Raw genomic sequence first — 26065 nt, 5'->3', positions numbered from 1 at the left:
TATTTCGATGAAGGTGTGGCAAGTTCCGCCTCCGGCGTCAATCGGCTGCATGCATCAGGCGATACCGAGGAAACACCGCTGACAGGCCAGCGCGGCATCATGGCCGTTGCCGTCGGCGCGCCGGCACGGGATAAGGGAGCTTTCCATCCCGTGATCGGACAAATGCAATGCCTGATATCGACGTCTATCGCCGCGAACTCGCGGCCGCCTTCCGCCTTGCCGCGAAGTTCGACTTCAACGAGGGCATCTGCAACCATTTCTCGGTGCAGGTCCCCGGCGCCGAAGAGCGGTATCTCTTCAATCCTTATGGGGTTCACTGGTCGGAGATGCGTCCGGCCGACCTTCTCCTCGTCGATGGGCAAGGGCAGATCCTGGAGGGCGAAGGCGAACTGGAGGCGACGGCCCGCAACATCCATATTGCCGGGCATCGCGCCAATCCGCGCCATCTTTGCCTGCTTCATACCCATATGCCCTGGGCCACCAGCCTCACCATGATCGAGGGGGGCCGGCTCGAAATGGCGCACCAGACGGCGGCCCGCTTCTACGGCCGTACCGCCTATAACGACGAATTCGGGGGCTTTGCCTCGGGTGAGAAGGAAGGCGAGCGCATCGCCAGCTCCGCCAAGTCGGACCAGAAGGCCGACATCGTCTTCCTGGCTCATCATGGCGTCATCGTCGGCGGTCCGTCCGTCGCAACGGCCTTCGACGATCTCTATTATCTCGACCGGGCCTGCCGGCAGCAGGTGCTGGCCATGTCGACCGGCCGGCCACTCAAGCTCATTCCCCAACAGGTCATCGAGAGCACCGCGCGCGAATGGATGACCGTGCTCGATCACCAGGCCAAGCTGCATTTCGACGCGCTGATGCGGATCGACGGCCTATGACCACCCTGCGCTGGATCCGGATCCGCCAGAACGCCAGGGCAGAATTGTGGAAGCTCGACAAGCCGCTGCCCGAGGGCGGCGTGGCGACCTTCTATCGCGGCCGGCTCTTCGAACAGAAGGGTGGCGAGCGGATAAAGCTGGACGAGGAAGCCAAGTTCACCGAGGCCGAGCCGGCCTTGGCCTGGTTCGAACGCCAATAGAGCTCCCAAGGCCGTTTGCGCATAGCATGAGCCATGCGCTGAGCGTGGATGACCGGCGGACGCGCCCTGCACGGCCGATGATGTAGTCACTGCCGCCCTTCGCAGGTGCAGCATGGACTGTCCTGCTCTTCTTCACGGAATCGGCTCGAGCAATAATCAAAGAAAAAGCCGCCGGGAACCATCCCGGCGGCTTCGCATTCCGTAACGGACGCTAAGCTCGATTAGCGAGCGGCGCCGCGAGCAATTTCCTCGATACGGCCACGGAAGATGCCGAGATCAGCAAGCTCGCGGTCATCAAGAGCCGAAAGAGCCTGAAGGGTACGGCGATAATTGCGATAGGCCGTGAAACGAGAAGCGATCGAAGAAACAAAACCGAAGAGAACCATGACACTTACTTTCCAGAGAGATTGATTTGTTGCAGTGCATATACTCCTCTTTTGCACCGCACGGTAAAAAATCGCACAGACCGGCGCGTATGCCCGGTATGCGGCGGCTGCATGGATTTTGTGCATAGCGCTTAGCAATGGGGCAACATTCTGCCTCAATCGAATGCCCCCAGCCCGATCCGAGGCGGATTCCGCCTCCGAATTGCCGCAGGGGTAACCAAGCTGATAGGATCACCACCAAAATAAAGCCGGCAACACAAGCCAGCCACAATTGCGCCTTTCCATCGACGAAAGCCCGGTTGGGCTGGGTCGCCGTCAATCAGGGAGCCTGCCCGTGGCCAAGGAGACATCCGACATCCTCGCCATCGACATTGGAGGCACCGGCCTCAAGGCGGCGATCGTCAATCCGAGCGGGCAGATGCAGGGAGAGCGGGTGCGGGTGCCTACGCCCCATCCCTGCCCACCCGATCTGCTGGTCGAGACACTGGTCGAGTTGGTCGCGCCCCTTTCGGCCTATGGCCGCATCTCGGTGGGCTTTCCCGGCCTGGTGCGACATGGCCGCATCCTCACCGCACCGCACCTCGCACCCGAAGGCTGGGACGGCTTTCCACTCGGGCAGAAGCTCGCCGCCCAACTCGGCAACAAGCCGATACGGCTGATCAACGATGCGGAGGTCCAGGGCCTCGGCCTGATCAAAGGCAAGGGTATCGAGCTTGCCTTGACCCTGGGTACAGGCGCCGGCACGGCCGTGTTCCGCGACGGCGAGCTGATGCCGCATATGGAACTGGCTCACCACCCCATCACCCGCACCAAGACCTATGACGACTATATCGGCGAGGCGGCACGGGAGAAGATCGGCAACAAGCGCTGGAACAAGCGGCTGAGGCATGTCATCGACGTGCTCTTCGTGCTATTCCACTATGACCACCTCTATCTCGGCGGCGGCAACACCAAGCATGTGAAGCTCGCGCTGCCGGCCAATGTCACGCTCGGCTCCAATGATGCCGGCCTCGACGGCGGCGCTGCCCTGTGGCGCCTGAAGAATTTCCACGAATCCGAGGAAGCGCCCGAACCGTCTTCCAGGACCAGGACATCGCCCAAGGCCAAGGCGCCCGCCACGGCCAAGCCCGCTGCCACGGCCAAGTCCTCCCGCAAAGCCAAGATAGCCGACAAGGCCACCCCCATCGGCAAGAAGACCAAGGCATGAGCGAGACTGCCTCACCTCCCGGAGCCCCTGGCGTCGAGCCGCGCTGGACCTCGGCGGCCAAGAGCGGCATCGGCACCGCCGGTTCCGCGTCGAGCCGGGTCTGGTTTGCCCTCAGCCATGGCATCCTCAACGAGATCTATTATCCGCGCATCGACCTTGCCTGCATCAGGGATTGCGGCCTCCTCGTCACGGCCGCGGACTATTTTTCTGAAGAAAAGCGCGACGCCGACGGCGATATCCGCATGGAGAGCGACGGCACCCCCGTCTTCGAACTCGTCAACACGGCGCAGGACGGGCGCTACCGCATCCGCAAGACCATCCTGGCCGACCCCTTCCGCGACAGCCTGCTGCAGGACATCCGCTTCGAAGCCCTGAAGGGCGAGGCCGAGGATTACGGCCTGCACGTGCTGCTATCGCCGCATCTGGTCAATCAGGGCAGCCGCAACACCGCCTGGGTCGACGACTACAAGGGGCACGGCCTGCTGATGGCCAGCGGCAGCTATGGCTATTCGCTCGCCCTCGCCGCCTCGGTTCCCTGGCAGGCCCGCTCGGCCGGCTATGTCGGTTTTTCCGATGGCTGGCAGACCCTCAAACGCGGCGAAGGCGTGAATTCCGACTGGCTTCGCGCCGAAGACGGCAATGTCGCGCTGAGCGGCACGCTCGACCTTCGCGGCAGCCAGGGCCGCGTCCTGCTCACCCTCGGCCTCGGCCTGCGACCGGAGGAAGCGGCCCTCAACGCCATCGCCAGCCTGCAGCAGGGGCTCGAGCCCGCACGCCGGCGCGTGCGCGCGATCTGGCAGGGCTGGCAGGCCGGGCTTGAGGATCTCGATCATGTCAGCCCCGCCCGGGGCACCAGCTACCGCACCAGCACCGCCGTGCTCGCCGCCCATCGCACCGGCGCCTTCACGGGCGGCGCCATCGCCAGCCTGTCGACGCCCTGGGGCTACAACAAGGGCGATAACGACCTTGGCGGCTATCATCTGGTCTGGCCGCGCGACCTGGTCGAGACCGCCGGCGGCTTCCTGGCGGCCGGAAGCCCGGCCGACGCGCGCGGCATCCTCGACTATCTGGCCGCCATCCAGGAGGGCGACGGCCATTGGGCCCAAAACAACTGGATCGACGGCCATCCCTATTGGGACGGCATCCAGATGGACGAGACCGCCTTTCCCATCCTGCTCTTCGACATGCTGGTGCGTGCCGGCAGCCTGGATGCGGCGGAGGCCCGTCGCTTCCTGCCGATGGTGGAGCGCGCGGCGAGCTTCGTGCTGCGCAACGGCCCCGTCACCGACGAGGACCGCTGGGAAGAGGACGCCGGCTATTCACCCTTCACGCTTGCTGTCGAGATATCAGCCCTCCTCGCCGCCGCCGACGCCATGGACGCAGCGGATCGCCCGGATGCCGCCACGCTACTGCGGGAGACAGCGGATGAATGGCATGCCGAGATCGATGCCTGGACCTTCGCCAGCGATACCGACCTGGCGCGCACACTGGGCATTCCCGGCTATTATGTCCGCATCGGCCCCGGCGACAGCGAGGATGGCCCGGGCCTCGGCGGCACCGTCGCCATCAAGAACCGCTCCGCCCAGGAAGCCGTGCTCAGCGCCAAGATGCTGCTCAGTCCCGATGCCCTCGCTTTGGTGCGCTTTGGCCTCAGGGCCGCTGACGACCCGCGCATGGTGGCGACCGTGAAGGCGATCGACCATCTCCTGAAAAGAGACCTGCCCAGCGGCCCCTGCTGGTATCGCTACAACAATGACGGCTATGGCGAGCACGAGGACGGCTCGGCCTTCGACGGCACCGGCGTTGGCCGGCTCTGGCCGCTCCTGACCGGTGAAAGGGCGCATTACGAGCTCGCCGCCGGCAGGCCCGAAGAGGCCCGGCGCCTGCTGGCCGCGCTCGAAGCGTCGGCAGGGCCTGGCGGCCAGTTGCCCGAACAGATCTGGGACGGCCCGGACCTGCCGGAGCACGAACTCTTCCTCGGCAAGCCGACCGGCAGCGCCATGCCGCTGGTCTGGGCCCATGGCGAGCATATCAAGCTGCTTCGCTCGCTGCGCGACGGGGCTGTGTTCGACACCCCGCCCCAGACGGTCGAACGCTATCTCAAACGCAAGATCGTCAGCAACCGCCGTTTCTGGCGGCTCAACCACCAGCGCCACACCATCGCCCCCGGCCAGATCCTGCGCATCGAGCTCACCGACCTATCCGCCCTTCGCTGGAGCTTTGACGGATGGGCGAGCCACGACGAGGGCCGAACCCATGACGCGGGCCTGTCCCTCCACGTCCTCGACCTGCCGACCTCGGCCCTGTCCGCCGGCAGCGAGATCCGCTTCCGCCTCGCCCCGATCGGCGGCCCCTGGCTGGAGGCGGATTATCGGGTCACGGTGGGATGAGAAAGTGCGTTCTTCTCGGCTAAGGTCGCGGTGCCCCTCACCCGCACCCTCTCCCCGCGGGCGGGGCGAGGGGACTTTGGCCGCGCATTTCATAGCGCAAGCATCCCATCTCGCCCTGCCGTCGCGCGAGATGAAAGATCTGAGGGTTAGTCGCGACGCTTGCGCCCCCTCGCCCCGTTCTTACGGGGAGAGGATAGCGGTGAGGGGCAGCGCCCCCTGCAAAAGAAGCAAGCAGCCGCCCTACGACCCCGCCCCCGTCAGGGCCGATGCCATCATCCAGACGGCGACCAGAGCCAGCATGAAAGCATAGACGAAGCCCTGGATCCGCATGGCCTGTGGCGAGGAGAAGCGCCAGGCCAGCCACATCGCCCCGAGCGTCCAGACGAAATGCGAGACCAGGCTGAGCACGGTGAGGGCGATGGCGATGATCAGGGCGTTGGCGACCAGGCCTTTATCCGCCAACTGGAACTGGGCGTAGATGATGAGCAGGAGCGTTAGCCCCTTCACGTTCAAGCCCTGTACCAGCATGCCGCCCCAAAACCCCATCGGCGACGCATCGGTGGCTGTCGGCGCGCTCAGTGCCGAACCTCGCGCCATCTCGAAGGCGATATAGAGGACGACCAGCGCCCCGACGAGCTGCGCCATGGTAAGCAGGCCGGGATAGTTGACCAGGAAGCCGGTCACACCCAAGCCCACCACGAAGGCAGGCAGGAACACCATCAGGTCCATGCCGAGGATCATCGGCACCGAGCGCGCCACGCCATGGCGGCTGCCCGAGGCCGCGCAGAGGAAATTCGTGGGCCCGGGACTGAACATCAGCGGGAAGACGAGCAGGAACAGTTTGACGAAGGCTTCGACACTCACCGGACGGCTCCGCCGTCATCCTGCCGAGAGTTCATCGCCGCCCCTTTTTTCCGTTTTACAGCCGCCCGCACCCATACGACAATCAACCTCGTTCAGGCCTGCGGACACCCGGTTCGAACGGATCATACAAACATGTCGGGATTTCCCGAAGTCATCATCATCGGCGGGGGCATAGGCGGACTGGCCGTGGCCAACGCCCTGACGCAGGCGGGCATGAGCTGGGAGATCTACGAGCGCTCGCCGCGCATCGGGCTTGGGGGCACCGGCCTCACGCTCTGGCCCAATGCCCTCAGGGCGCTCGGCCGGCTCGGCCTCGACCACGGCGTCCAGACCCTGGCCGACCCGTTGGAGCTGGGCGAGATCTATGATTGGCGGCAAAGGCCGCTGAAAACCATCCCGCTCACGCCGGTGCGCGAGCGCAGCGGCCTGCCTCTACTCTGCCTGCGCCGGGTCGACCTCTATGCCGAGTTGCTGCGGCCGCTCGATCCCGCCAGGATCCATACCGGTAGCCGCTGCACCGGCTATCGGCGCGAGGCGGAGGGCGCCAGCCTGACCTTCGAGGACGGCACCACGCGCCGCACGCCCCTGGTGGTGGCGGCCGACGGCGTACGCTCCTTCCTGCGCGATGCCATGATCGGCGCCTCGCCCTTGCGCTATGTCGGTTGGATGACCTGGCGCGGCGTCGCCAAGCTGTCGCCCGGCAGCTTTCCGAAAGGCCGCTACCGCGAGTTCTTCGGCCGCGGCAGCCGCTTCGGCGTGTTCTGGATCCGCGACGACTATGTCTACTGGTACGGCACGCTCAACAGCGCCGTGCACGACAAACCCGCCATCCATCCCGCCCACAAGGCCGAGGCCCTGGCGCATTTCGCGGACTGGCCGCCCCTCGCGCATGCCGTGATCGGTGCGACCGATCCGGAGGACCTGGTGCGCACCGGTGTCTATGACACCCTGCCGCTCCCCCGCTGGACCGACGGCGCCCTCACTCTGCTCGGCGATGCCGCCCATCCGATGACGCCCGATCTCGGCCAGGGCGCCTGCCAGGCCATCGAGGATGCCCTCGCTCTGGCGCAATGCCTGAAAGCCGGGCCCGACCTTACCAAGGCTTTGGAGACCTATCAGGCCATCGGGCTGGCGCGCACCACGCCCCTGGTCGCGCGCTCGCGCAAGATCGGCAAGATGCGGCAATGGCAGACGCCGGTAACGGCCACGCTGCGCAACACCATCATGCGGCTGATGCCGCAAGGCGCCATCCTCAAACTGTTCGAAACCTGATGGCCGATGGCAACGGAAACCGAACGGGGCACTGCGATGAATAGAACCGCCGGCATCGTGTGCCTCGTCTGCGCCCTCAGCTATGCGGCGACCGGCGCCACCTTCTTTCTCGACCCGACCTCGCAGTTCAAGACCGGCACGCTCGACTATTGGAACGCGCTGGCGGGCGCGCCGCTCGGGCGCCAGGCCTTCCTGATGGCCTTCGCTTTGGCCGGCCTCACCGCTTTCTGCGCCATGGGTGAAGTGCAGCGCCTGATCGGCCCCACGAGCGGCCTCGCCCGGCTTGCTGCCTCGCTCGGCCAGCTCGGCTTCGGCGTCACCGCCGTCAGCTATATCCGCCTGCTCGGCGGTGAGGCTCAACGCGCGCAGGCCTTTGCGGCAGGTTCGGACGCGGTGCGGCAGTCGATCACCTCCTTCTCCCTCGTCCTCGACCCGCAGGGCTGGCTGATCTTCTTCTTGAGCGGACTGAGCCTCCTGCTGTTCGGCGCGCTAGGCTGGCGGTTCGGTACCCTCCCCAAGGCCCTCGCTGTGCTCGGCATGGCTGGTGGGCTGCTCTATATCGTCGCCTTCATTGCACGCGCCAACCAGCAGATGCTGATCGTCGACGTCGCCGCTGGCCTTGGCGGCGTCATCGTCGGCCCGCTCTGGTGGGCCGGCCTTGCCCTGCGCTTCCTCAGATCCGGCGATCAGGCCTCGGCGAGGCGGTAGGGCTCGAGGCCCTCGCATTCGACCCTGCGCTGCCACTCCCTGAGGGCACGCACATGGTAGAACGGCACGTGGCGGGACCAGAGGTCGCGCCAGTGCGTGAACACCGGCTGGATGCCCCTGATCATCCGCAGCACAGGCTCGTCGCCTGACTTGTCCCATTGCCGGGACACGGTGCAGAAGCCGCCATGGCTGGAAAGCGCCAGATTGAACAGGAGGCGGTAGAGCGGCCTCGGCAGGAGACGGCCGAGATGCCGGCGCCAGGTCGGGCCGGTCGCCGCCCCCGCCCCGTCGGCGAAATCGGTCAGCAGCACTTCCGCCTCGACCCGGATCCGGGCCAGACGCGCAATGCGGACCACGAAGCCCACGCAGCTTTGATCGAGCAGGTCGAAGCCAAGCTCGCCGTCCCCCTTGCCGCGCTGGAGCCCCACGATGCTGGCACAGAGGCCCTCGAAGGCAGGCCGGGACAAGGCGATGCGGGTGATCAGCGGGTTCCAGGCGATGCGGTCATATTTGTCCGGCAGCAGCAGCATGCCCGGCATACGCAGGCCGGGGAAATCATCCGGCTCGACGCCGGTGCTCTCATCCGGAAAGAAGCCGATCGGGCGAACACCGCCCTCTTCGTCGACCAGCCGGATGAAGGCGTGACCGTGATCGCGCACCAGCCCCGGCACCTCCGCCTTGCAGACGGAGACGATCTCCAGGACGGGTGTTCCAGGGCGCTCGGCCTCGGTGAGCCAGCGCACGGGCCGGAGCTCCGTCCACAGGGCCCGCTCGTCGATCGGGCCCCGCTTGCCGAGATCCAGCCGATCGGCCTTGCGCTGCCGCCACAGCATGGCTCATTCCGCGGCAACGGCCCAATCGGCCCGCCGCAAATAGCTGCGGTCGGAAACGACATGCAGGTTGCGCGCCTCGAAGCCGGCGACGAACTCCTCGTGACTGGCGAAGTAATGCATGAACTGCTCGCCCGACATCACCTCCTCGAAGGTCGGCGTCGCCTCGGCAACGCCACGCACCCGCTCGAACATCGTATCGAGTTCCGATTGCTTGAAATCGAGATAGGCGCCCGGCGAGATCTGGACCAGGGTCGAGGTGAAGCAGCAGGCCGTCTCGACGCAGTCGGTCTGGATATCCGGCGGCACACGGCCATTGGCGAAGACCCAGGCCATGCGGTCGGGAAAAGCCAAAAGATAGATGGCGGCGATCAGCTCGAAATTGCCCTGCGTGTCGAAGTCGAACTCGCTGGCGGGGCGGTTGTCGCTCGCCTGGGTCAGGATCGGGTTCCAGGCCGGCATGCCGATGATCAAGGGCTCGACCGCATCGCCGTAATGCTCGATCAGCCGGCGGCCATGCAGGACGACGGAAAGGATATCGGCCTCGGTGACCTTGGACAGGCCGATCATGGCGCCGAGGCCGGCCTGCAGGCCGGCTCGGATGGCCAGTTCCTGGGAGCGCAGCCGGTGCAGGAAGCCGACGGGCTCGTCGGTCTTCTTCTGCAGGCGCAATTGCTCGTCGACGCCCCAGGCTTTCGGCCCGCTCGGGATGTGATAGCCATAGAGCTCGCGGTCATAGGTCTCCTGCCAGGTCAGCACGCAGTCGAGCCCCTCCTGCCGGAGGTCGCGGTAATGCTGCTCATGCATCGGCACCAGGCAGACCGAGACGCGCGCCTCGGGGTTGACCGCCGACGTTTCTTCCTTGAGGCCGCGCACCAACCCCTTGAGGTGCTGCTGCAACAGGGTCAGGTCGTCACCGCCGGCGATCTCGAAATGCGAGAAACCCTTGCGCGCCAGGATGCGCGCCTGCTCGCGGATGGCGGTTTCGGTGATGGAAAGGCGCACCATCTCCTTGTTGTCGGCGCGCCAGCCGCAGAAACGGCAGGTGCTGGCGCAAAAGGAGGTCACCTCGATCGGCACCATCGTCGCCACGCTCTGGCCGAAGGTTCTCCGGCGCTGCATGCGGGCCGCGTCGACAACCATCGTGCGAAGTGCCTGATCCGGTCTTTGACGCACGAGGTGGAGAAGAGTGCCCGTTTCCTCAGGCAATAAACCCGTCAACGGCTCCCTATTCTCCAAGATGTTCGAGATGAGATCAGCGCGCTCAGATGCCGTTATATCGGCAGATATTTCATTCCCTTTAAATAACTTTAGAGAACTATCAAAAATCGAGAGATAGAAAGAAGAAGAAATTGGTTCAATCATCAGATTCCCTCCAATTTCACTAGCCAAGCGAAGATCAAATCATGAATTCGAGCAACATGCAATGTTCTCCCTGCCGCTTCCAGCGCCCACTAGTGTTGTGGCATCAGTAGAAACAGGGATAATAGTACCAGTACAGCCTCTTGGCTCAAGGCCGAGGTACCTCCGAAAACTGAAACAGTCACCATCGTGATGGAAATCCACGCGCCGGACTCTCTGGCGGCCAACCGCTCGCCGACGAATGTCGTCCCCCCGATTCGCGCAACAGGCGAAAAAATACGTCAGCATTATTGACATATTTTTTCGCAGGGAGGATGCTGCACGCAACATGAGCATCGCGCCCTGAAATTGGGCAGGCGATGCGATGGCCATATGACGGCAAGCACCTCGCGGCCGTCTGTCAGGAGAACAGGACCTTGGACTGGGAAGCGATCTTCGCCACGCGGGCGGGACGGATGCGTGCCTCGGAAATCCGCGAACTTTTGAAACTGCTCGAGCAGCCGGACATCATTTCCTTCGCCGGCGGCATTCCCGACCCCGCTCTGTCTCCGAACGAAGCGTTCCGGACGGCCTATGCCAGCGTGCTCGGTGATGTCAGCGCCGGCGCGGCGCTGCAATATTCCACCAGCGAGGGCTTTCCGCCCCTGCGCGACTGGGTGGTCAGGCAGATGCGGCGCATCGGCGTCGCCTGCGGGCCGGACAACATCCTGATCACTTCGGGGTCGCAACAGGCGCTCGACTATCTCGGCAAGCTCTTGCTCTCGCCCGGCGACACTGCCCTCGTCACCTGGCCGACCTATCTCGGCGCGCTGCAGGCCTTCAATGCCTATGAGCCGCGCTACGACAGGCTGGCGCCGGTGGAAGGCAACATGACCCCCTCGGCCTATGCCGATGCCGCCGCAAAGGCAGGCGGCCGGGTGAAGTTCGCCTATCTGACCCCGGATTTCGCCAACCCCACCGGCGAGACACTGGACCGGGCCGGGCGTGAGCGCGTGCTCGACCTCGCGCGCGAACTCGACATCGTGGTGATCGAGGACACAGCCTATCAGTCGCTACGCTATGACGGCGCCGACGTGCCGCCGATCCTGGCGCTCGACATCGCCCGCGAGGGCGGTATCGATGCCACCCGCACCATCTCCTGCGGCAGCTTCTCCAAGACGCTGGCGCCGGGCCTGCGCATGGGCTGGATCTGCGCCGCCGCCGGCGTGATCAAGAAGCTGGTGCTGATGAAGCAGGCTTCCGACCTGCACAGCCCCACCATCAACCAGATGGCGATGCACCACGTGGCCGAGCACGCCTTCCCGGCCCAGGTCGAGAAGATCCGCGGCGCCTATCGCCATCGCCGCGACCGCATGCTGGCGGCGCTGGAACGCCACATGCCCGAGGGCGTGCGCTGGTCGCGCCCCGAAGGCGGCATGTTCGTGTGGGTGACGCTGCCCGATGGCATGGATGGCGCCCGCCTGCTGGCCCGCGCCATCGAGACCGCCCGCATCGCCTTCGTGCCCGGCCGAGCCTTCCATGCCGACGGCTCGGGCGCCAACACGATCAGGCTCTCTTTCTCGCTGGCCAATGACACCGCGATCGACCAGGGCATCGAACGGCTCGGCCGCGTCATCCGCGAAGCTGGCGCGGCCTGATCGCAGCGGCCCTGTTTCCTCTGTTATCAGCTTCGGAATGTGCTTAAATCCGAAGCGGGTACAGTCCACGGAACGGGATCATGACGGCAGAACCGACGAGACCGGCGCTTTCCAATCGCCTGCTGGATTGGACCGGCCTCGGCCTGCTCTATGCCCTGCTCCTGGCTGTCCCGTTTTTCGGCGCGCGCTGGCTCGGTGAGATGCTGCCCTCGATCTTCCATCCGATCGGCCGCATCGTCGCCAATGCCGTGGTGATGCCGTTCTTCTATCTGTGCCTGCATCTCATCCTTCGGCGCTTCGGCGCGCGGGTGCAGAACTTCATCATGCTGGTGGTACTGATCTACGGCATCGCCACCTATATCGAACTCCAGCGAGCTTTGCGGACAGGCGACAACAATGCCTGGTTCAGCGCCTTCGTCGCCGCAGTCTATACACTCGGCTTCGCCGCGCTCACCATCAACAGCCTGATCGCCTGGCGGCGCGAAAAACGCGCCGAGCGCCTGGTGGCAGAGCGTGAAGAGGCGGAACGGCAGGCCGAGGCCTTCGCCAAGGCTCGGCAGATCGGGCCCTGACGCAGCCTGTACAGGCCTGCCGGAGCCAGCGCTCCGGCCTTCGATCCACAGAAGCAAGGCTCGATCCCGCGCGATTCCGCCGGATCGAAAAACCTGCCAGCACAAGAAGAGTGGAATCTGCGGCATCCGGCAGTGCCCGCCGATGTAGGATGTTTCGTCGGGGACGCGCGAACCAGCCCTGGGGGCCGGCCGCAACCTCACAAGCACAACAAACAATCACATCGGGAGGATCTGATGTCACTGAAAGTACTGGCCGGGCGGGTAGCGCGCTGGGGTCTCGGCGCCGGTGCCGCGCTGTGCATGGCGTTCTCGTCTGCACCGTCGCCGGCAGAGGCGGCTCCAAAGACGTTCTACTGGATCTCCCATGGCTCGGCAGCCGACCCGGTCTGGACCTATTTCCTGGCCGGCGCCGAGCAATGGGCCAAGGACACCGGCAACAAGGTCAACACCTCCTTCCACAATGGCGACGTCGCCTCGCAGCAGGAGGCCATCCGGGCGGCGATCGCGGCGGGCGCCGACGGCATCGTCACGGCCAGCCCTGCCGCCGGCAGCCTGGTCAAGCCGGTCGAGGAAGCCAATGCCAAGAACATCCCGGTGATCGCCTTCAACTCCGATGACAAGACGGTCCGCTTTTCCACCTTCGTGGGCGGCGACAACATCAAGGCCGGCGCCGACCATGCCCGCTACCTCGTCGAGAAGGGGCTGGTGAAATCGGGCGACTTCGTCTGGATGCCGGTGGAGGTGCCTGGCGCGACCTATGGCGCCGACCAGGAAAAGGGCATCGCCAGCGTGTTCAAGCCGCTGAACATCAGCTGGGAGGTCACCGATTCGACGCTCGACCAGGCCGACATCATCTCGCGCATGAGCGACTACCTCACGGCCAATCGCAGCAAGATCAAGGCGATCCTTCCGCTCGGCGATCTCGTCTCCGGCTCGATCAAGCGCGTGTTCGACCAGGTCGGCGTGAAGCCCGGCGAAATTCCGGTGGTCGGCTGGGGCAATTCGCTCGATACCGCCAACGAGGTGCAGGACGGCTATGTTCTGGCGGCGGCCTGGCAGGACCCGCAGGCCCAGAGCTATCTCGCCCTCTCGCTCGCCGCCATGCAAGCCGGCGGAATCAAGCCCGGCTTCGACATCACCACCGGCTCGATGTACGAAAAGGACAAGGCCGCCGACTTCATCGCCTTGATGGGCGGCAAGAAGTAGAACCGGCGCAATTCCAGCCGGAAACGGCCTCAAAAGCAAAAAGCGGCCCCGAAGGACCGCTTTTTTGTTTTTCCCCGAAGGGTCCACTGGAGCGGGCGAAGGGATTCGAACCCTCGACCCCAACCTTGGCAAGGTTGTGCTCTACCCCTGAGCTACACCCGCATCCGTGGGCCGCAGATGCTCGTTGCATCGGCGTGGGCGCTCTATGCCAAAGCCCGTGACGGATTGCAACAGGCAAGTTTCAGTTTTTTTGCATTGCGTGATCAATCCACAGGCCATGTGATCATCGCCGGGGGTGACGCGGACGCCGTTTCGTGCCAAAAGCGCGCCAATTCCCGATGATCTCCCCGTTTTCGGGGCTTCAAACTTTTCTGCGGTTCCGCCTTGAACGATCTGTCACACACTTCGGCTCTCACCCCGCTCGCCCGCGAAGTCGAGCGGCGGCGTACCTTCGCCATCATTTCCCATCCGGACGCCGGCAAGACCACGCTGACGGAAAAGCTGCTGCTGTTCGGCGGTGCGATCCAGCTCGCCGGCCAGGTCAAGGCCAAGGCCGAGAAGCGCAATACCCGCTCGGACTGGATGTCGATCGAGCGCGAGCGTGGCATTTCGGTGGTCACCTCGGTGATGACCTTCGAATATGAGGGCCTGGTCTTCAACCTGCTCGACACACCGGGCCATGAGGACTTCTCGGAAGACACCTATCGCACGCTCACGGCCGTCGATTCGGCGGTGATGGTGATCGACGCGGCCAAGGGCATCGAGGCGCGCACACGCAAACTGTTCGAAGTCTGCCGCCTTCGCGACATTCCCATCGTCACCTTCATCAACAAGATGGACCGCGAGGGCCGCGATCCCTTCGAACTGCTCGACGAGATCGAGAAGACCCTGGCGCTCTCCACCGTGCCGATGACCTGGCCGCTCGGCCGCGGCCGTGACTTCGCCGGCACCTATGATCTCCAGGCCAGCCATGTCCGCCTGCTCGACAAGGACACCGCGCCGATCCCGGTCGAGGCTGGCGATGCCGCAGCACTGGCCCGCGCCGTGCCCTCGATCGATGCCGAGGCGGCTTCGGAGGAAATCGCACTGGTGCAGGAAGCCTGCGGCGAATTCGATCTCGCCGCCTTCCGCGAAGGCCATATGACCCCGGTGTTCTTCGGTTCGGCCATCAAGAATTTCGGCGTGGGCGACCTGCTCAAGGGCCTGGGCGACTATGCGCCCCAGCCGCGCGACCAGGCAGCGGCCACCCGCATGGTCGAGGCGACGGAGGACAATCTCTCCGCCTTCGTCTTCAAGATCCAGGCCAACATGGATCCCAATCACCGCGACCGCATCGCCTTCGTGCGGCTGTGCTCGGGCAAGCTGACGCGCGGCATGAAGGTGAAGCAGGTGCGCACCGGCAAGTCGATGAGCCTCAACGCGCCGCAATTCTTCTTTGCCCAGGATCGCGCGCTGGCCGAGGAGGCCTATGCCGGCGACGTGGTCGGCATTCCCAACCACGGCGCATTGCGCATCGGCGACACGCTCACCGAGCGCGAGGAGATCGCCTTTCTCGGCGTGCCGAGTTTCGCCCCGGAAATCCTGCGCCGGGTCCGCCTGCCCGACGCCATGAAGGCCAAGAAGCTCAAGGACGCCCTGCAGGACCTCGCCGAGGAAGGCGTTGTGCAGGTGTTCCGTCCGCGCGACGGCTCGCCGGCCCTGGTCGGCGTGGTCGGCGCCCTGCAGCTCGACGTGCTGCAGGGCCGGCTCGCCGCCGAATATGGGCTTGAGATCCGCTTCGAACCATCCGAATTCGCGCTGGCGCGCTGGATCTCGGCGCCGACGAAGCCCGAACTCGACAGCTTCGTTTCGTCCCACAATTTCTCGATCGCCGACGATCTCGACGGCGATCCGGTGTTCATGGCCAAATCCGCCTTCGACCTGCGCTATCAGGGCGAACGGTCGCCGGCCATCGTGTTCGCCGACATCAAGGACGTGAAGAAGGCGAAGTAAATCTGAGGGGCGGCTCTGCAGAGCCGCCCCGGCTGGTCTCGCTCCATCAATACGCCGATGGAGCTGAGAAGCCTTCCGTCACGCAGGTACTTCTTCCAGCGCCGGATAGTCCGTATAGCCCTCGGCACCCTTGGCATAGAAGGTCGCGGCGTTCCAGGGGGTGAGCGGAGCGCCAAGCGACAGTCGCTTGGGCAGGTCCGGATTGGAAATGAAGAGCTTGCCGAAGGCTGCCGCATCGGCTGCGCCGCTCTCAACCAGGACCTCGGCACTTTCGGCCGTCAGCTTCTCATTGGCGATGAACACGCCCTTGAAATTGCTGCGGATCACCGGGGCGACGCTGGAGCCATCGGAATATTCGCGGGCGCAGATGAAGGCGATCCCGCGGGCATCCAATTGCCGGGCGACATAGCCGAACAGCGCCGGCGCATCGGAATCGCCCATCGAATGCGAATCGCCGCGCGGAGCCAGATGCATGCCGACGCGATCGGCACCCCAGACCGAAATCACCGCGTCGGTGACCTCGAGCATCAGCCGCGCGCGGTTCTCGATCGAACCGCCATAGGCGTCGGTGCGCTTGTTGGTGGAATCCTGCAGGAACTGGTCAAGCAGATAGCCGTTGGCTCCGTGGATCTCGACGCCGTCGAAGCCGGCTTCCTTGGCATTGGCCGCGCCCTGGCGGTAGGCCTCGATGATGGCGGGAATCTCGTCAAGCTCGAGTGCGCGTGGCGTGACATAGGGCTTTTCAGGCCTGATGAGGCTGACATGGCCGTTGGGTGCGATGGCGCTCGGCGCGACCGGCAAGGCCCCGTCGAGGTAGACCGGATCGGAAATGCGACCGACATGCCAGAGCTGCAGGGCGATGCGCCCGCCGGCCTCGTGCACGGCCTTGGTGATGACCTTCCAGCCCTCGACCTGTTCGCGCGACCAGATGCCGGGCGTGTCGGGATAGCCGACGCCCATCGGCGTGACGGCGGTGGCTTCGGTCAGGATCAGGCCGGCCGAGGCGCGCTGGACGTAATAGTCGCGCATCAGCGTATTGGGCACACGACCCTCGCTGGCCCGGGTGCGGGTCAAGGGGGCCATGATGACGCGGTTGGGCAGGTCGAGCGCGCCGATGCGAATAGGGTCGAGCAGCGAGGGCATTGAAAGAAACCTTGTTCCAAATGGCTTTTCTGGGCGATCGATTGACACTCCCGCACCTGGCTTACACAGACTTAAATGGTGGTCGGCTCGCCAAGGCGTTAAAGTTTCAAAGTTCGATGTTCGTCGAATATAGGTAGAAGAACGCATGAAGCAACACCCTCACCCCGATGTGAACGACATCAATCTGATCGGCGTTCTGGCCGCCCTCGGTGATCCGGTGCGATTGCACATCGTCACCACGCTGCTCGCGGAAGGCGAGAAGGGGTCGACGGAATTCGATTGTCAGGTCGCCAACTCGACCCTGAGCCATCACATCAAGCAATTGCGCGAGGCCGGCATCGTCAGCCACCGCAAGGAAGGCACGCGCTGCTTCGTGTCGTTGCGCCCGGACGTCGAGGAAAAGTTCCCGGGATTGCTGCAATCCGTACTGAAGTTTGCCGACTAAATTTCTTGTCCGGAACAGTTATTCCGAGCAGAAGCGCGCCCGGTAGGCAGCAGGGCTGACGCCCACACGGCGCCGGAAATGGTGGCGCATCGTCTCCAGCGAATTGAAGCCGCAGCTTGCGGCAATGTCGCCGAGCGAGGCGCCGAGATTGCGCTCGAGTTGCTCGCGGGCCAGCCGCACGCGCTCGGCCACCAGCCATTCACCCGGCGGCAGCCCCGTCGTCTCCTCAAAGCGGCGCTGGAAGGTACGCTGGCTCATGCCTGAGCGCGCCGCAATCGTCTCGATACGATGGGGGACGGCCAAATTCTGCCGCAGCCAGTCGATCAAGGGAGCCAGCCGGGCGGATTCGCGCTCGCGCGGCACCGGCCGTTCGATGAACTGGGCCTGGCCGCCGTCGCGATGCGGAGGCACCACCAGGCGACGCGCCACCGTGTTGGCGGCATCCGGGCCGAAATCGCGCCGGATCACATGCAGGCAGAGGTCGAGAGCGGCAGCGCTTCCAGCGGCGGTGAGCACATCGCCGAGATCGACATAGAGCCGGTCCGGATCGAGCGCGATGCTGGGATGGCGCGCGCCGATATCGGCCGCATAACGCCAATGCGTCGTCGCCTCCCGACCATCGAGCAGGCCGCAGGCGGCCAGCACGGCAATGCCCGAGCACAGCGACATCAGGCGGGCTCCGCGCCGATGTGCGAGCTTGAGGCTGTCGATGAGGTCCGCTGACACGGGGCTGCCGATACCGCGCCAGCCCGGCACGATGATGAGATCGGCCTCCTCCAGCAGTTCCAGGCCGTGATGCGGCTCGACCGTCAGCCCACCCGCCGCATGAAGCGGCCCCGGCTCGATGCCGCAGGTGGCATAGCGATACCAGGAGGGCCCCATCTCCGGACGCGGCAGGCCGAACACCTCATAGGCCACCCCGAACTCGAAGGTGCAGAGGTCGTCGTAGACGAGCACGGCCACGAGGGGACCGCTGAGGGAAGAGGTGCCTGGCATGATCTTGACGGAATGTGCCAGTCCGGCCACGGCGACGCAAGGGATTGTCGGTTTCAACCTCCTTGGAGGGGCGATCTCCAGATCGACCTCTTAGAAACGCTGAGTATGCGGGTAAAGAGGTCGATCTGGAGACCGACCCTCCGCTACCCCTCAGTCCTGCCGGACTTCGTTGCGGCGCATGCGCTGCTCCAGCCGGCGCACCAGGAGGGTCAGGCCGATGGTCATCGTGAGATAGAAGAAGGCCACCACCGTATAGGTCTCGAAGAAGCGGAAGGTCGAGGCCGTATAGGTCTTGCCGTTCTGGGTGATGTCGGCAATGCCGAGCACGGACACCAGCGAGGAATCCTTCAGCATGGAGACGAGGTCGTTGCCGAGCGGCGGCGTCATCGTCTTGAAGGCCTGTGGCAGCACGATGAGGCGCATGGTCTTGAAGCGCGTCAGGCCGAGGGCCTGGGCCGCCTCGAACTGCCCTGCGGGGATGGACTGGATGCCGCCGCGCACGATCTCGGCGATGAAGGCCGAATAAGCCAGGGTCAGCGCGAAGACCGCCCGCCACTCGAAGCTGAAATCGCGGATGGTGATCTCAGGCATGAAGCCGGCGGCGATGGCCGAGCCGAACAGCGCGACATAGCCTTCGATCAGCGCCGGGCCGACCGCAAAGGCGATGTAATAGAGCAGCACGATCATGGGCACGCCGCGCATGATCTCGACATAGGCCTTGAGCCCCTCGCCCAGCCAGCGCGACTGCGACACCAGCCCGAGCGCGAGAATGGTGCCGAGCACCAGCGAAGCGGCGAAGGCGATCACCGTGACCCGGATGGTGACGAAGAGCCCCTGCCCCACCACGCCGAAGATGATGCGATATTGCTCGCTGGCCAGGCCGCCGATCAGGACGACGGTCCCCAGCACGATGAGGATCACCAGCCACCAGGGCACTTTCGACAGGAAGGAGGGCGGCGGCGGTGGCGCGTGAGACGTCGTCATATGAAGGCAGGAAGATCCGGGAGTAAGGCAGGCGGCTCAAGGGGCGAAGCGACGGACAATTTGGTCATTGCGAGCGGAGCGAAGCAACCCAGGCTTCGCCGCCCGCAGAAAACTGGATTGCTTCGCTCCGCTCGCAATGACGCCATGGCAGAGGGTGGCCGATCCCGGCTCAGTTCGCGGTCTTGTAGTCGAAGAACCACTTCTTATCGAGCGCCTTGGTCGTCCCGTCCGCCTTCATCGCGGCCAGGGCGGCATTGACCGGCCCGATGAGGTCGGAGCCCTGCTTGAGGATGAAGCCGAATTCGTCATGGCCAAGGCCGTTGCCGACGATCTTGAAGCTGTCGGGCGAGGCGGCGATGTTGCCTTCGGCGCCGGCCTTGTCCATCAGCACCGTGTCGACGTCACCCGATTTGAGCGCCTGCACCGAAGCCCCGAAGGTCTCGAACAGCTTGAGGCGCGGGCTCTTATCATTGCCGCCGAGCAGATCGGTGACCGAGACGAAGAAATTGGTCGTGCCGGACTGGGCGCCGACGAACAGCTTGTCGTCAGTCGCGAAGCTCTTGGCGTCGGTGAAGCGCTTCTCGTCGGCCCGCACCAGCATGAACTGCTCGGACACCATATAGGGGTCGGTAAAGGCGATCTGCTTCTTGCGCTCGTCGGTGATGGAGATGCCGTCCATGCCGATGTCGAACTGGCCGTTCTGCACCGCCTGGATCATGGCGTCCCAGGACGAGGTCTTCCATTCGATCTTGGCATTGAGGCGCTTGCCGATCTCGTTGATCGCGTCATATTCCCAGCCGATGCCCTGCCCCGTCTTCGGATCGGTGAAGTTCAGCGGAAAATAGGCGTTCTCGGTGACGGCGACGATGGTGCGGCCCTTCAGGTCGGGCAGCGTCTGGGCCTCGGCCGGTCCCTGGGCCAATCCAAGGGGAACGGCCATGGCGGCGATGGCCCCGAGGGCGAGAAAGGTGCGGCGAAGCATCGGGAAACTCCGGTGTGGCAGGCTCAAGCCGCAACCTTGCCACGCGGGTTTCATGCCGAACAGGGGATTTTCGCGGTCCCCACATGGAAAAGGCGGGAGCGCGGACATCCTGTCCGCCCTTGCGGCGGCTCGTAGGTGAAGGGAAAGAGCGGGCTAGAAGCCCGCGCTCCACTTTTATTCCGCGATCTTGGTGGCAAGCAGCGCCACCGTCTTGCGATAGAGCTCGCTACCGTTCCAGGCCTTGAGGGCATCGAAATTCGGCTCGCCGGGGTTCCAGCCGGCGCCGCGCTGCCAACGGCCAGACAGGAACTTGGCAACCGAGCCGATCACGTCGGCCTGGCTCTTGACCAGATCCTTATGGCCATCGCCGTCGAAATCCACCGCATGCTTGAGATAGGAGGTCGGCATGAACTGAACCTGGCCGATCTCGCCGGCCCAGGCGCCGCGCATTTCGTGCAGCGGCACGTCGCCCTTGTCGACGATGGTGAGGGCAGCAATCAGTTCGGGGCGGAACTTGTCGCCGCGCCGGCAGTCGAAGGAGAGCGTCGCCAGCGAGCGGATGCTCTCGAACTTGCCGACATTGGCGCCAAAATCGGTCTCGAGGGCCCACAGCGAAGCGATGATCGGCGCCTGCACGCCATACTCGGCCTCGGCTTTGTCGAATACCGCCTGGTATTTCTTGATCACCTGCTTGCCGCGCTTGATGCGGTAGGCATTGACCATGCGGCCGGAGAACTCCTCGAAGGTCTGCGAAAAGGTCTTCCGCTGGGCGCGGTCGAGCCCGATGACCTTGGGATCGTAGGTGACGCCGTCCAGCGCGGCCATGCCCTGGGCGCCGATGCCCCTGGCCGCAGCATCCTTCTTGAAGTTGTCGAGCCAGGCCGGGAAGCCGGCGGGATCGGTCGGCGTGGTGCAGGCCTGGACTTGAGGCTGGGGCTGCGGCTGGGCTTGCCCCTGTGGCTGGGCTTGGGGCTGCGGCTGGGCGGCGGGCTGCGCCTCGGGTTGCGGCTGGGCTTGAGGTCCAGGCTGGCCTTGAGGCTGCGGTTGAGCTTGAGGCTGTGGCTGGACCTGAGGCGACGAAGGTTGCGGCTCCGTCTGGGCCAGGGCGGGCGAGGCCATCAGCAACAGGGCAGCAAGCAGGGGGGCAGTGCGCATGAAACCATCTCGGAGGGAAGAAAAGCCACAAAAGCCAAACAAGAATGCGCAAAATGTGGCGGTTGCCGGGAAAGAGCAAGGCCTGCCCGAGATGCGCTTGGAAGGCAGGTTCCTCATGACGGCAATCGCGGCGTGACGCAAGAGGGAAAGCGGCAACCGGCGGAGCGTCGCATTGTTGCGGGCGCGAATCTGTGGCACGGGATGCGTTTTCGGACCTATGGGTCCGTCGCGAGGAGCCATGGCCTATCGTCCCGTTCTGTGTGCAGGGGGTTGCGTCATCGACCGTGTCGGCGAGACCGCCGATGCGAAGGAACGCCTCTACACCTCGAACATCGGCTCGATGCGCGCCAGCCTGGGCGGTGTCGCCCGCAACGTGGCTGAGAATCTCGCGCGCCTGGGCATCGATGTCGGTCTCGTCTCGCTGGTCGGCGACGATCTGGAAGGCCGCCGCGTCGTCGAGGAGAGCAGCCGGGCCGGCATCGACATGAGCGCCGTCACGCTGGACGCCGGAGCCACCACCGCCTCCTACACCGCCATCTTCAGCGGCGAGGGTGAGTTGGTGATCGGTCTCGCCGACATGGCGATCTTCGACCGGATCGAGCCCCAAACCATCGCCGCCCGTATCGCAGCCTTCCCTGCGACAGGGTTCGTTTTCGCCGATGCCAACTTGCCGCCAGCCGTATTGCAGGCAGTGGCGCAGGCGAAGGGACCCCGGCCCCTCGCCTGCGTGCCCGTTTCTGTGCAGAAGCTCGCCAAGCTCGTGCCCATCCTGGCGGCGATCGACATCCTCTTCCTCAATCTCTACGAGGCACGTGCCCTGCTCGGCAGCGCGGAGGAAGCGGAAGCACTGGCTGCAAGGCTCGCGGCAGGCCCGGTGCCACGCGGGTTGCTCACGCTCGGCCCACGCGGAGCCCTCGCCTGGGATGGGGGACAGGTCTCCGCCATCGCTGCGCTTCCATCCCGCCCGACCAACGTCAACGGTGCCGGCGACGCGATGGCCGGCGCCACGCTGGCACGCCTTGCCGCCGGCGACACCTTTCTCGCGGCGGCGCGTTGCGCCATGGCCGCGGCAGCCCTCACGGTCGAATCGCCCCAAACCGTACGCGCCGACCTGTCCATGCAGTCCGTGCTGGCCCGCTACAACCATTCTCAACCAACCGAAACGATAGCACCATGACGTCCATTACCCATTCCGCCGCCGTCGCAGCCGCCCTCAAGGCCGGCAAGCCGGTCGTCGCGCTGGAATCCACCATCATCACCCACGGCATGCCCTGGCCCCAGAATGTCGAGACGGCCCGCAAGGTCGAGGCCGCCGTCAGGGCCGGAGGCGCCGAGCCCGCAACCATCGCCGTGCTCGACGGCGTCATTCATGCCGGGCTCGAAGACAGCCAGCTCGAAGCCATGGGCCAGGCCACGGGCTTCCTGAAGCTCAGCCGTGCCGACCTCGGCTACGCTATCGCCACGGGCAAGAACGGTTCCACCACCGTGGCCGCCACCATGATCGCCGCCGACCGGGCCGGTATCCGCGTCTTCGCAACGGGCGGCATCGGCGGCGTGCATCGCGGCGTCGAGAAGACCTACGACATCTCGGCCGACCTGCAGGAACTGGCGCGCACGCCGGTCTGCGTCGTCTGCGCCGGCGCCAAGGCCATCCTCGATCTTCCGAAGACGCTGGAGACCCTGGAGACGCTCGGCGTGCCGGTCGTCGGCTACGGCTCCGACGAATTCCCCGCCTTCTGGAGCCGCAAGAGCGGCCTGGCGGCACCCATGCGCCTCGACGATCCCGCCGACATTGCCGCCCTGATCCGAGCCCGCGCGGAACTGCGCCTCGACGGCGGCGTGCTGGTGGGCAACCCGATCCCGCTCGCCGACGAGATCGCCGCCAACGAAATCAATCCTGCCATCGAAGCGGCCGTGGACGAAGCCGATGCCATGGGCATTTCCGGCAAGGCTCTCACACCTTTCCTGCTCTCGCGCATGCTCGACCTCACCGAGGGTCGCAGCCTGATCGCCAATATCGCCTTGGTGGAGAACAATGCGCGCCTGGCGGCGAAGATCGCAGCCGCGCTGTAACACCATCCCGGTCCTTGGCGGGAGCGACAAATGCTCCCGTCATTCTACGGCTTGAGCGGCGCGCCGATCGACTAGGTATGGCCGAAGGGATCCTTGAGCTGCCCGTAACGGCTGCCCCAGAACATGTCCTGGATCGGCATGGCGACGGTGGCACCACGATCGAGAGCGCGCTGCCACCATCGGTCGGCGTCGTCGACCTCGATATGGATGGTCACGCCATGCGGCGGCGTGGTGGCCATGCCGAATTCCGGAAACAGGTCCCACATCATCACGTCGCAGCCATTGATGCGGATATGGGCATGCATCAGCCGCTTGCCATCCTCGTGATCGGCGCGGCTGACCTCCTCGGCACCGAAGGTGTCCTTGTAGAAGTCGATGGCGGCCTTGGCACCATCGATGGTCAGGCACGGCACGATGCCGTTCAGCTTGGTCATGGCTCGCTCCTGTAGACGGCCCTCTGCCTTGCCATGCCAGCCATAGCGTCGAAATGCGTTGAGAGCGTGGTCAGCGCGGCCGGGCTTCCTGGCCTGCCTGTGCCGCCTGGTCCTGCGCAGCCGGATCGTTCGCCGCCTGGCGCTCCGGCCCGGGTACCACGCCAACGGCCCGACGGGTTGCCGCCTCGCGGGCGATTTCGGCAGCGACCTGCGCCATTTCGCGACGCAGGAGGCTGTTGTCGGCCTCGATGCGCAGCCAGGATTCATGGGCTTCCTCGCGAAGAGCGGCAAGCTCAGCCTGCAGCCGGGCCCGCTCGATCTTCAGAGCGCCAATTTCTTCCTCGGCGGCGCTCGGTTCCGCACTGCGGCGCAGGCGGTTGAGCTCCGCGATCAGTTCGGCCTCCCGTCCGGCGGCCAGGGCCAGCCGGGCATCGCGTTCGGCCAGCAGGGCATCCTTGCGGCGCAGATCCGCCTCCCAGTCCGAAAGCCGGACCAGGCTGTCAGATCGCTCGGTTTCGGCTGCCTGCCTCTTGCCTGCCATCGCCTGCAATTCGCGCTGCAGCGAGGCTGTCCGCGCCTCGAGTGCGGCGATCGCAGTATCGCGCCGCATCAGCTCGATTGACTGGGTGGCGAGGCGGTCATCCTTACCGGAGGCCAGTTCCAGCGCCTCCTGCAATTCGTGCTGATGCAGAACCGCACTATCCTCCGCCGCATCGAGCTTGGTACGAAGAGCAACCAATTCGATGCGCAGGCCGTCATTGCTTTCCTGCGCCGTGGCAAGCTCGCGGCCGTGATCGAGGGCCTCGTCATCGCGCAGCGCAATGGTCACTCGCGCCGCCGCCAGCTCCGCCTTCAGCGCCGAAACCTCCTGCTGGGCGGCAAGCACGTCGCGCTGGCCATTGGCCGCACCATCTTCCAACTGACCAAGCCTTGCGGCATCGGCTCCGAGCAGGGCCTCGAGCCGGCGCAGCCTTTCACTCTGACGGCCATAATCGGCCATCAGTTGATGCCGCCGGGCCCGCTCATGCTCCGTTTTCTGTTCGAGGCGACGGTGCCGCATGGCCGCTTCCGCCCGAACATGATCCTGGGCAGCCCGCACCTGCGCCATCGACAAGGGCAACGCCGTTTCCATTTCACGACGGATCAAGCGACGCGCACGTCCCCAGATCGCAGGCACCATGGCCAATGCGGCCAAGGCAGCGAGCGCTCCTCCGAGGAAAAAGGCAATCGCATAATCAAGCACGGCAGTGTCTCAGTACGGCGATATCTTCGCCGTACTATACGTCAATTCGACGACAATGCAGGATGAAAACGCACAGCGTGCTTAAAATCGCACTTGGATGTCCGGCCGGCGTCCATTGCGTACGGTTTATATAGATGATCTGACCGCAGCATTGGTATCCGTGTTTCCCTACCGGGACGAGCACAAGAAACTGCCCTCGGATGCCGCACAGTCGTGCGGGATCAGAAGGGGTTCCACGTGGCCGACGGCGTGAATTTGAGATAGCCTAGATTGATGCCGAGACGGGCACCGACGCCGGACTTGATGGGCACCACCATCATATTGCCATCACCCAGCGCGGTCATGCCGAAACCGCCGATGATATAGGCCGAACCGGCAATCCCGGGGAAACGGCTGTAGATCTCGTCGATCCGGTCCATATTGTAGACCAGCATCATGGTGCGCGCGCCGTCGCCGCCGAAATCCCACCCCACGGAGGGGCCCTGCCAGTAGACCTTGCGGTCGCCGACATTGCGCGTGAACATCGTGCCCTCGCCATAGCGAAGCCCGCCGATGAAGGCGCCCGACCCTTCCTGGCCGAGGATGTAGCCATTGGGTTCACCCCAGCGCGCCACGGCCTTCTGGATGGTGAGCGCCAGGTCCCTGGACACGGTGCCGAAGAAACGGTGGCCGGAATTGACGAGTTCGTTGGAGGAGATGCGCTCCGGCCGCTCGGACTGTGCAAGCGCCAGGGAAGGAGAGACGAAGCCGGTCGCGGACAGAGCCATGCCGGCCATCATGGTAAGAGCCTTGCGGCGGGGAAGAATATCGTTCATCGCGAGCCTCGTTGGCTTAGGCCTCTGTAAGCCCTGTTTTGGGCCTCTGTGAGCCCTATTTTGTGGCCTATCAGCGTTAACAAATTGCTTCCAAGAGCAAAGTGCATCCGAATGGCTGCTCTCCTTGCCCTCGTTCTTCGTTTCGACGCGTCCGCGCGGGTCCCGGTGAGGCCACCGGGTCACAAGAGGCCTTGGCGATACGACCACGTGATTCCAGCAGGCAAAACGCCCGGAAACATGGCCGCATCTGCGCGGGATTGAGGCAAGGGAGCGGGTGCTGCAAGG

25 protein-coding genes and 1 tRNA gene are annotated in these 26065 nt (G+C 64.8%); 13 read left to right on the top strand and 13 right to left on the bottom strand.

The window, feature by feature from the left end:
* Positions 1–167: 167 nt before the first annotated feature.
* On the top strand, positions 168–884 hold the full coding sequence (locus tag ACTJKX_RS01020; RefSeq protein ID WP_311933729.1) for an aldolase: 717 nt from the start codon (positions 168–170) through the stop codon (positions 882–884).
* A complete protein-coding gene (locus ACTJKX_RS01015; protein WP_367624203.1) occupies positions 881–1084 on the top strand; it encodes a hypothetical protein in 204 nt (67 codons plus the stop codon). The genes ACTJKX_RS01020 and ACTJKX_RS01015 overlap by 4 nt, the downstream gene beginning before the upstream one ends.
* 221 nt (positions 1085–1305) lie before the next feature.
* Here ACTJKX_RS01015 and ACTJKX_RS01010 read toward each other — a convergent pair whose 3' ends face one another.
* On the bottom strand, positions 1306–1470 hold the full coding sequence (locus tag ACTJKX_RS01010) for a DUF1127 domain-containing protein (protein ID WP_082979645.1): 165 nt from the start codon (positions 1468–1470) through the stop codon (positions 1306–1308).
* Positions 1471–1804: 334 nt separating this feature from the next.
* Between ACTJKX_RS01010 and ACTJKX_RS01005 the strand changes: the two genes are divergently transcribed.
* Together ACTJKX_RS01005 and ACTJKX_RS01000 are read left to right on the top strand one after the other, a co-directional pair.
* Complete coding sequence (locus ACTJKX_RS01005) at positions 1805–2677, top strand: ROK family protein (protein WP_440724088.1); 873 nt, start codon at positions 1805–1807, stop codon at positions 2675–2677.
* Entirely contained in the window at positions 2674–5067 is a 2394-nt protein-coding gene (locus ACTJKX_RS01000; RefSeq protein WP_440724087.1) for a glucan 1,4-alpha-glucosidase, read from the top strand. Before ACTJKX_RS01005 ends, ACTJKX_RS01000 begins: the two co-directional genes overlap by 4 nt.
* 240 nt (positions 5068–5307) lie before the next feature.
* Here the strand turns inward: ACTJKX_RS01000 and ACTJKX_RS00995 are convergent, their stop codons facing one another.
* On the bottom strand, positions 5308–5931 hold the full coding sequence (locus ACTJKX_RS00995; RefSeq protein ID WP_440724086.1) for a LysE family translocator: 624 nt from the start codon (positions 5929–5931) through the stop codon (positions 5308–5310).
* A 132-nt stretch (positions 5932–6063) separates the two neighbouring features.
* Between ACTJKX_RS00995 and ACTJKX_RS00990 the strand changes: the two genes are divergently transcribed.
* Complete coding sequence (locus ACTJKX_RS00990; protein ID WP_440724085.1) at positions 6064–7203, top strand: FAD-dependent monooxygenase; 1140 nt, start codon at positions 6064–6066, stop codon at positions 7201–7203.
* Between the two features lie 36 nt (positions 7204–7239).
* Positions 7240–7911 carry a DUF4386 family protein gene (locus tag ACTJKX_RS00985; RefSeq protein ID WP_440724084.1) on the top strand — a complete coding sequence of 224 codons (672 nt, stop codon included), beginning with the start codon at positions 7240–7242 and terminating at the stop codon, positions 7909–7911.
* On the opposite strand, the gene ACTJKX_RS00980 is transcribed toward ACTJKX_RS00985, so the two are convergent.
* Both ACTJKX_RS00980 and ACTJKX_RS00975 read right to left on the bottom strand, forming a co-directional pair.
* Positions 7890–8744, bottom strand: coding sequence for a hypothetical protein (locus ACTJKX_RS00980; RefSeq protein WP_440724083.1), 855 nt, complete (start codon positions 8742–8744; stop codon positions 7890–7892). The two genes, ACTJKX_RS00985 and ACTJKX_RS00980, sit on opposite strands and share 22 nt — an antisense overlap.
* A 3-nt stretch (positions 8745–8747) precedes the next feature.
* The gene (locus ACTJKX_RS00975; protein WP_367624210.1) at positions 8748–9884 is read right to left on the bottom strand and encodes a radical SAM protein; all 1137 of its coding nucleotides are present in this window, start codon (positions 9882–9884) and stop codon (positions 8748–8750) included.
* 674 nt (positions 9885–10558) lie between these two features.
* On the opposite strand from ACTJKX_RS00975, the gene ACTJKX_RS00970 reads away from it, so the two are divergent.
* The 3 genes from ACTJKX_RS00970 (at position 10559) to ACTJKX_RS00960 (ending at position 13518) form a co-directional block, all read left to right on the top strand.
* Positions 10559–11740 (top strand): PLP-dependent aminotransferase family protein, encoded by a 1182-nt coding sequence (locus ACTJKX_RS00970; protein WP_440724496.1) that lies wholly within the window; start codon positions 10559–10561, stop codon positions 11738–11740.
* Positions 11741–11820: 80 nt separating this feature from the next.
* Positions 11821–12312, top strand: a complete 492-nt coding sequence (locus ACTJKX_RS00965) for a hypothetical protein (protein WP_440724082.1) — start codon at positions 11821–11823, stop codon at positions 12310–12312.
* A gap of 300 nt (positions 12313–12612) precedes the next feature.
* Positions 12613–13518 (top strand): substrate-binding domain-containing protein, encoded by a 906-nt coding sequence (locus tag ACTJKX_RS00960; RefSeq protein WP_068286440.1) that lies wholly within the window; start codon positions 12613–12615, stop codon positions 13516–13518.
* Positions 13519–13605: 87 nt separating this feature from the next.
* On the opposite strand, the gene ACTJKX_RS00955 is transcribed toward ACTJKX_RS00960, so the two are convergent.
* Positions 13606–13680: transfer RNA gene (locus ACTJKX_RS00955), tRNA-Gly, on the bottom strand.
* Positions 13681–13902: 222 nt separating this feature from the next.
* On the opposite strand from ACTJKX_RS00955, the gene ACTJKX_RS00950 reads away from it, so the two are divergent.
* Positions 13903–15510: a peptide chain release factor 3 gene (locus ACTJKX_RS00950; protein WP_440724081.1), complete on the top strand. Its 1608-nt coding sequence runs from the start codon at positions 13903–13905 to the stop codon at positions 15508–15510.
* A gap of 78 nt (positions 15511–15588) precedes the next feature.
* Here the strand turns inward: ACTJKX_RS00950 and ACTJKX_RS00945 are convergent, their stop codons facing one another.
* Positions 15589–16653 (bottom strand): alkene reductase, encoded by a 1065-nt coding sequence (locus ACTJKX_RS00945; protein ID WP_440724080.1) that lies wholly within the window; start codon positions 16651–16653, stop codon positions 15589–15591.
* A gap of 145 nt (positions 16654–16798) precedes the next feature.
* On the opposite strand from ACTJKX_RS00945, the gene ACTJKX_RS00940 reads away from it, so the two are divergent.
* Positions 16799–17098, top strand: coding sequence for an ArsR/SmtB family transcription factor (locus ACTJKX_RS00940; protein ID WP_440724079.1), 300 nt, complete (start codon positions 16799–16801; stop codon positions 17096–17098).
* 18 nt (positions 17099–17116) lie between these two features.
* On the opposite strand, the gene ftrA is transcribed toward ACTJKX_RS00940, so the two are convergent.
* From ftrA to ACTJKX_RS00920, 4 genes are all read right to left on the bottom strand, one after another.
* Positions 17117–18115, bottom strand: coding sequence for a transcriptional regulator FtrA (gene ftrA / locus ACTJKX_RS00935; protein ID WP_440724495.1), 999 nt, complete (start codon positions 18113–18115; stop codon positions 17117–17119).
* 129 nt (positions 18116–18244) lie between these two features.
* On the bottom strand, positions 18245–19078 hold the full coding sequence (locus ACTJKX_RS00930) for an amino acid ABC transporter permease (RefSeq protein ID WP_440724078.1): 834 nt from the start codon (positions 19076–19078) through the stop codon (positions 18245–18247).
* Positions 19079–19247: 169 nt separating this feature from the next.
* The gene (locus tag ACTJKX_RS00925) at positions 19248–20060 is read right to left on the bottom strand and encodes a transporter substrate-binding domain-containing protein (RefSeq protein WP_394310408.1); all 813 of its coding nucleotides are present in this window, start codon (positions 20058–20060) and stop codon (positions 19248–19250) included.
* 174 nt (positions 20061–20234) lie between these two features.
* Complete coding sequence (locus ACTJKX_RS00920) at positions 20235–21215, bottom strand: lytic murein transglycosylase (protein WP_440724077.1); 981 nt, start codon at positions 21213–21215, stop codon at positions 20235–20237.
* Positions 21216–21453: 238 nt separating this feature from the next.
* Between ACTJKX_RS00920 and ACTJKX_RS00915 the strand changes: the two genes are divergently transcribed.
* Positions 21454–22392: a carbohydrate kinase family protein gene (locus tag ACTJKX_RS00915; protein WP_440724076.1), complete on the top strand. Its 939-nt coding sequence runs from the start codon at positions 21454–21456 to the stop codon at positions 22390–22392.
* Entirely contained in the window at positions 22389–23288 is a 900-nt protein-coding gene (locus ACTJKX_RS00910; protein WP_311933766.1) for a pseudouridine-5'-phosphate glycosidase, read from the top strand. Before ACTJKX_RS00915 ends, ACTJKX_RS00910 begins: the two co-directional genes overlap by 4 nt.
* Positions 23289–23359: 71 nt before the next feature.
* Here ACTJKX_RS00910 and ACTJKX_RS00905 read toward each other — a convergent pair whose 3' ends face one another.
* The 3 genes from ACTJKX_RS00905 to ACTJKX_RS00895 all read right to left on the bottom strand — a co-directional run bounded on the left by ACTJKX_RS00905 (position 23360) and on the right by ACTJKX_RS00895 (position 25780).
* Entirely contained in the window at positions 23360–23722 is a 363-nt protein-coding gene (locus tag ACTJKX_RS00905) for a VOC family protein (RefSeq protein WP_440724075.1), read from the bottom strand.
* 70 nt (positions 23723–23792) lie between these two features.
* Complete coding sequence (locus ACTJKX_RS00900; RefSeq protein WP_440724074.1) at positions 23793–24965, bottom strand: hypothetical protein; 1173 nt, start codon at positions 24963–24965, stop codon at positions 23793–23795.
* Positions 24966–25186: 221 nt separating this feature from the next.
* Entirely contained in the window at positions 25187–25780 is a 594-nt protein-coding gene (locus tag ACTJKX_RS00895) for a DUF1134 domain-containing protein (RefSeq protein ID WP_068286233.1), read from the bottom strand.
* Between the last annotated feature and the right edge of the window lie 285 nt (positions 25781–26065).

This window comes from Labrys sp. 22185, from assembly GCF_052045555.1.
GTDB lineage: Bacteria > Pseudomonadota > Alphaproteobacteria > Rhizobiales > Labraceae > Labrys > Labrys neptuniae.
Note: the sequence above shows the minus strand (reverse complement) of the source record. Positions and strands in the feature narration are given on the sequence as shown.

Bases quoted from the DNA above. Each gene is read 5' to 3' on its own strand.
- ACTJKX_RS01020 (WP_311933729.1), top strand. From the start codon at position 168: ATGCCTGATATCGACGTCTATCGCCGCGAACTCGCGGCCGCCTTCCGC.
- ACTJKX_RS01015 (WP_367624203.1), top strand. From the start codon at position 881: ATGACCACCCTGCGCTGGATCCGGATCCGCCAGAACGCCAGGGCAGAA.
- ACTJKX_RS01010 (WP_082979645.1), bottom strand. From the start codon at position 1,470: ATGGTTCTCTTCGGTTTTGTTTCTTCGATCGCTTCTCGTTTCACGGCC.
- ACTJKX_RS01000 (WP_440724087.1), top strand. From the start codon at position 2,674: ATGAGCGAGACTGCCTCACCTCCCGGAGCCCCTGGCGTCGAGCCGCGC.
- ACTJKX_RS00990 (WP_440724085.1), top strand. From the start codon at position 6,064: ATGTCGGGATTTCCCGAAGTCATCATCATCGGCGGGGGCATAGGCGGA.
- ACTJKX_RS00985 (WP_440724084.1), top strand. From the start codon at position 7,240: ATGAATAGAACCGCCGGCATCGTGTGCCTCGTCTGCGCCCTCAGCTAT.
- ACTJKX_RS00980 (WP_440724083.1), bottom strand. From the start codon at position 8,744: ATGCTGTGGCGGCAGCGCAAGGCCGATCGGCTGGATCTCGGCAAGCGG.
- ACTJKX_RS00975 (WP_367624210.1), bottom strand. From the start codon at position 9,884: ATGGTTGTCGACGCGGCCCGCATGCAGCGCCGGAGAACCTTCGGCCAG.
- ACTJKX_RS00970 (WP_440724496.1), top strand. From the start codon at position 10,559: ATGCGTGCCTCGGAAATCCGCGAACTTTTGAAACTGCTCGAGCAGCCG.
- ACTJKX_RS00965 (WP_440724082.1), top strand. From the start codon at position 11,821: ATGACGGCAGAACCGACGAGACCGGCGCTTTCCAATCGCCTGCTGGAT.
- ACTJKX_RS00960 (WP_068286440.1), top strand. From the start codon at position 12,613: ATGGCGTTCTCGTCTGCACCGTCGCCGGCAGAGGCGGCTCCAAAGACG.
- ACTJKX_RS00945 (WP_440724080.1), bottom strand. From the start codon at position 16,653: ATGCCCTCGCTGCTCGACCCTATTCGCATCGGCGCGCTCGACCTGCCC.
- ACTJKX_RS00940 (WP_440724079.1), top strand. From the start codon at position 16,799: ATGAAGCAACACCCTCACCCCGATGTGAACGACATCAATCTGATCGGC.
- ACTJKX_RS00930 (WP_440724078.1), bottom strand. From the start codon at position 19,078: ATGACGACGTCTCACGCGCCACCGCCGCCGCCCTCCTTCCTGTCGAAA.
- ACTJKX_RS00925 (WP_394310408.1), bottom strand. From the start codon at position 20,060: ATGCTTCGCCGCACCTTTCTCGCCCTCGGGGCCATCGCCGCCATGGCC.
- ACTJKX_RS00920 (WP_440724077.1), bottom strand. From the start codon at position 21,215: ATGCGCACTGCCCCCCTGCTTGCTGCCCTGTTGCTGATGGCCTCGCCC.
- ACTJKX_RS00915 (WP_440724076.1), top strand. From the start codon at position 21,454: ATGGCCTATCGTCCCGTTCTGTGTGCAGGGGGTTGCGTCATCGACCGT.
- ACTJKX_RS00910 (WP_311933766.1), top strand. From the start codon at position 22,389: ATGACGTCCATTACCCATTCCGCCGCCGTCGCAGCCGCCCTCAAGGCC.
- ACTJKX_RS00905 (WP_440724075.1), bottom strand. From the start codon at position 23,722: ATGACCAAGCTGAACGGCATCGTGCCGTGCCTGACCATCGATGGTGCC.
- ACTJKX_RS00895 (WP_068286233.1), bottom strand. From the start codon at position 25,780: ATGAACGATATTCTTCCCCGCCGCAAGGCTCTTACCATGATGGCCGGC.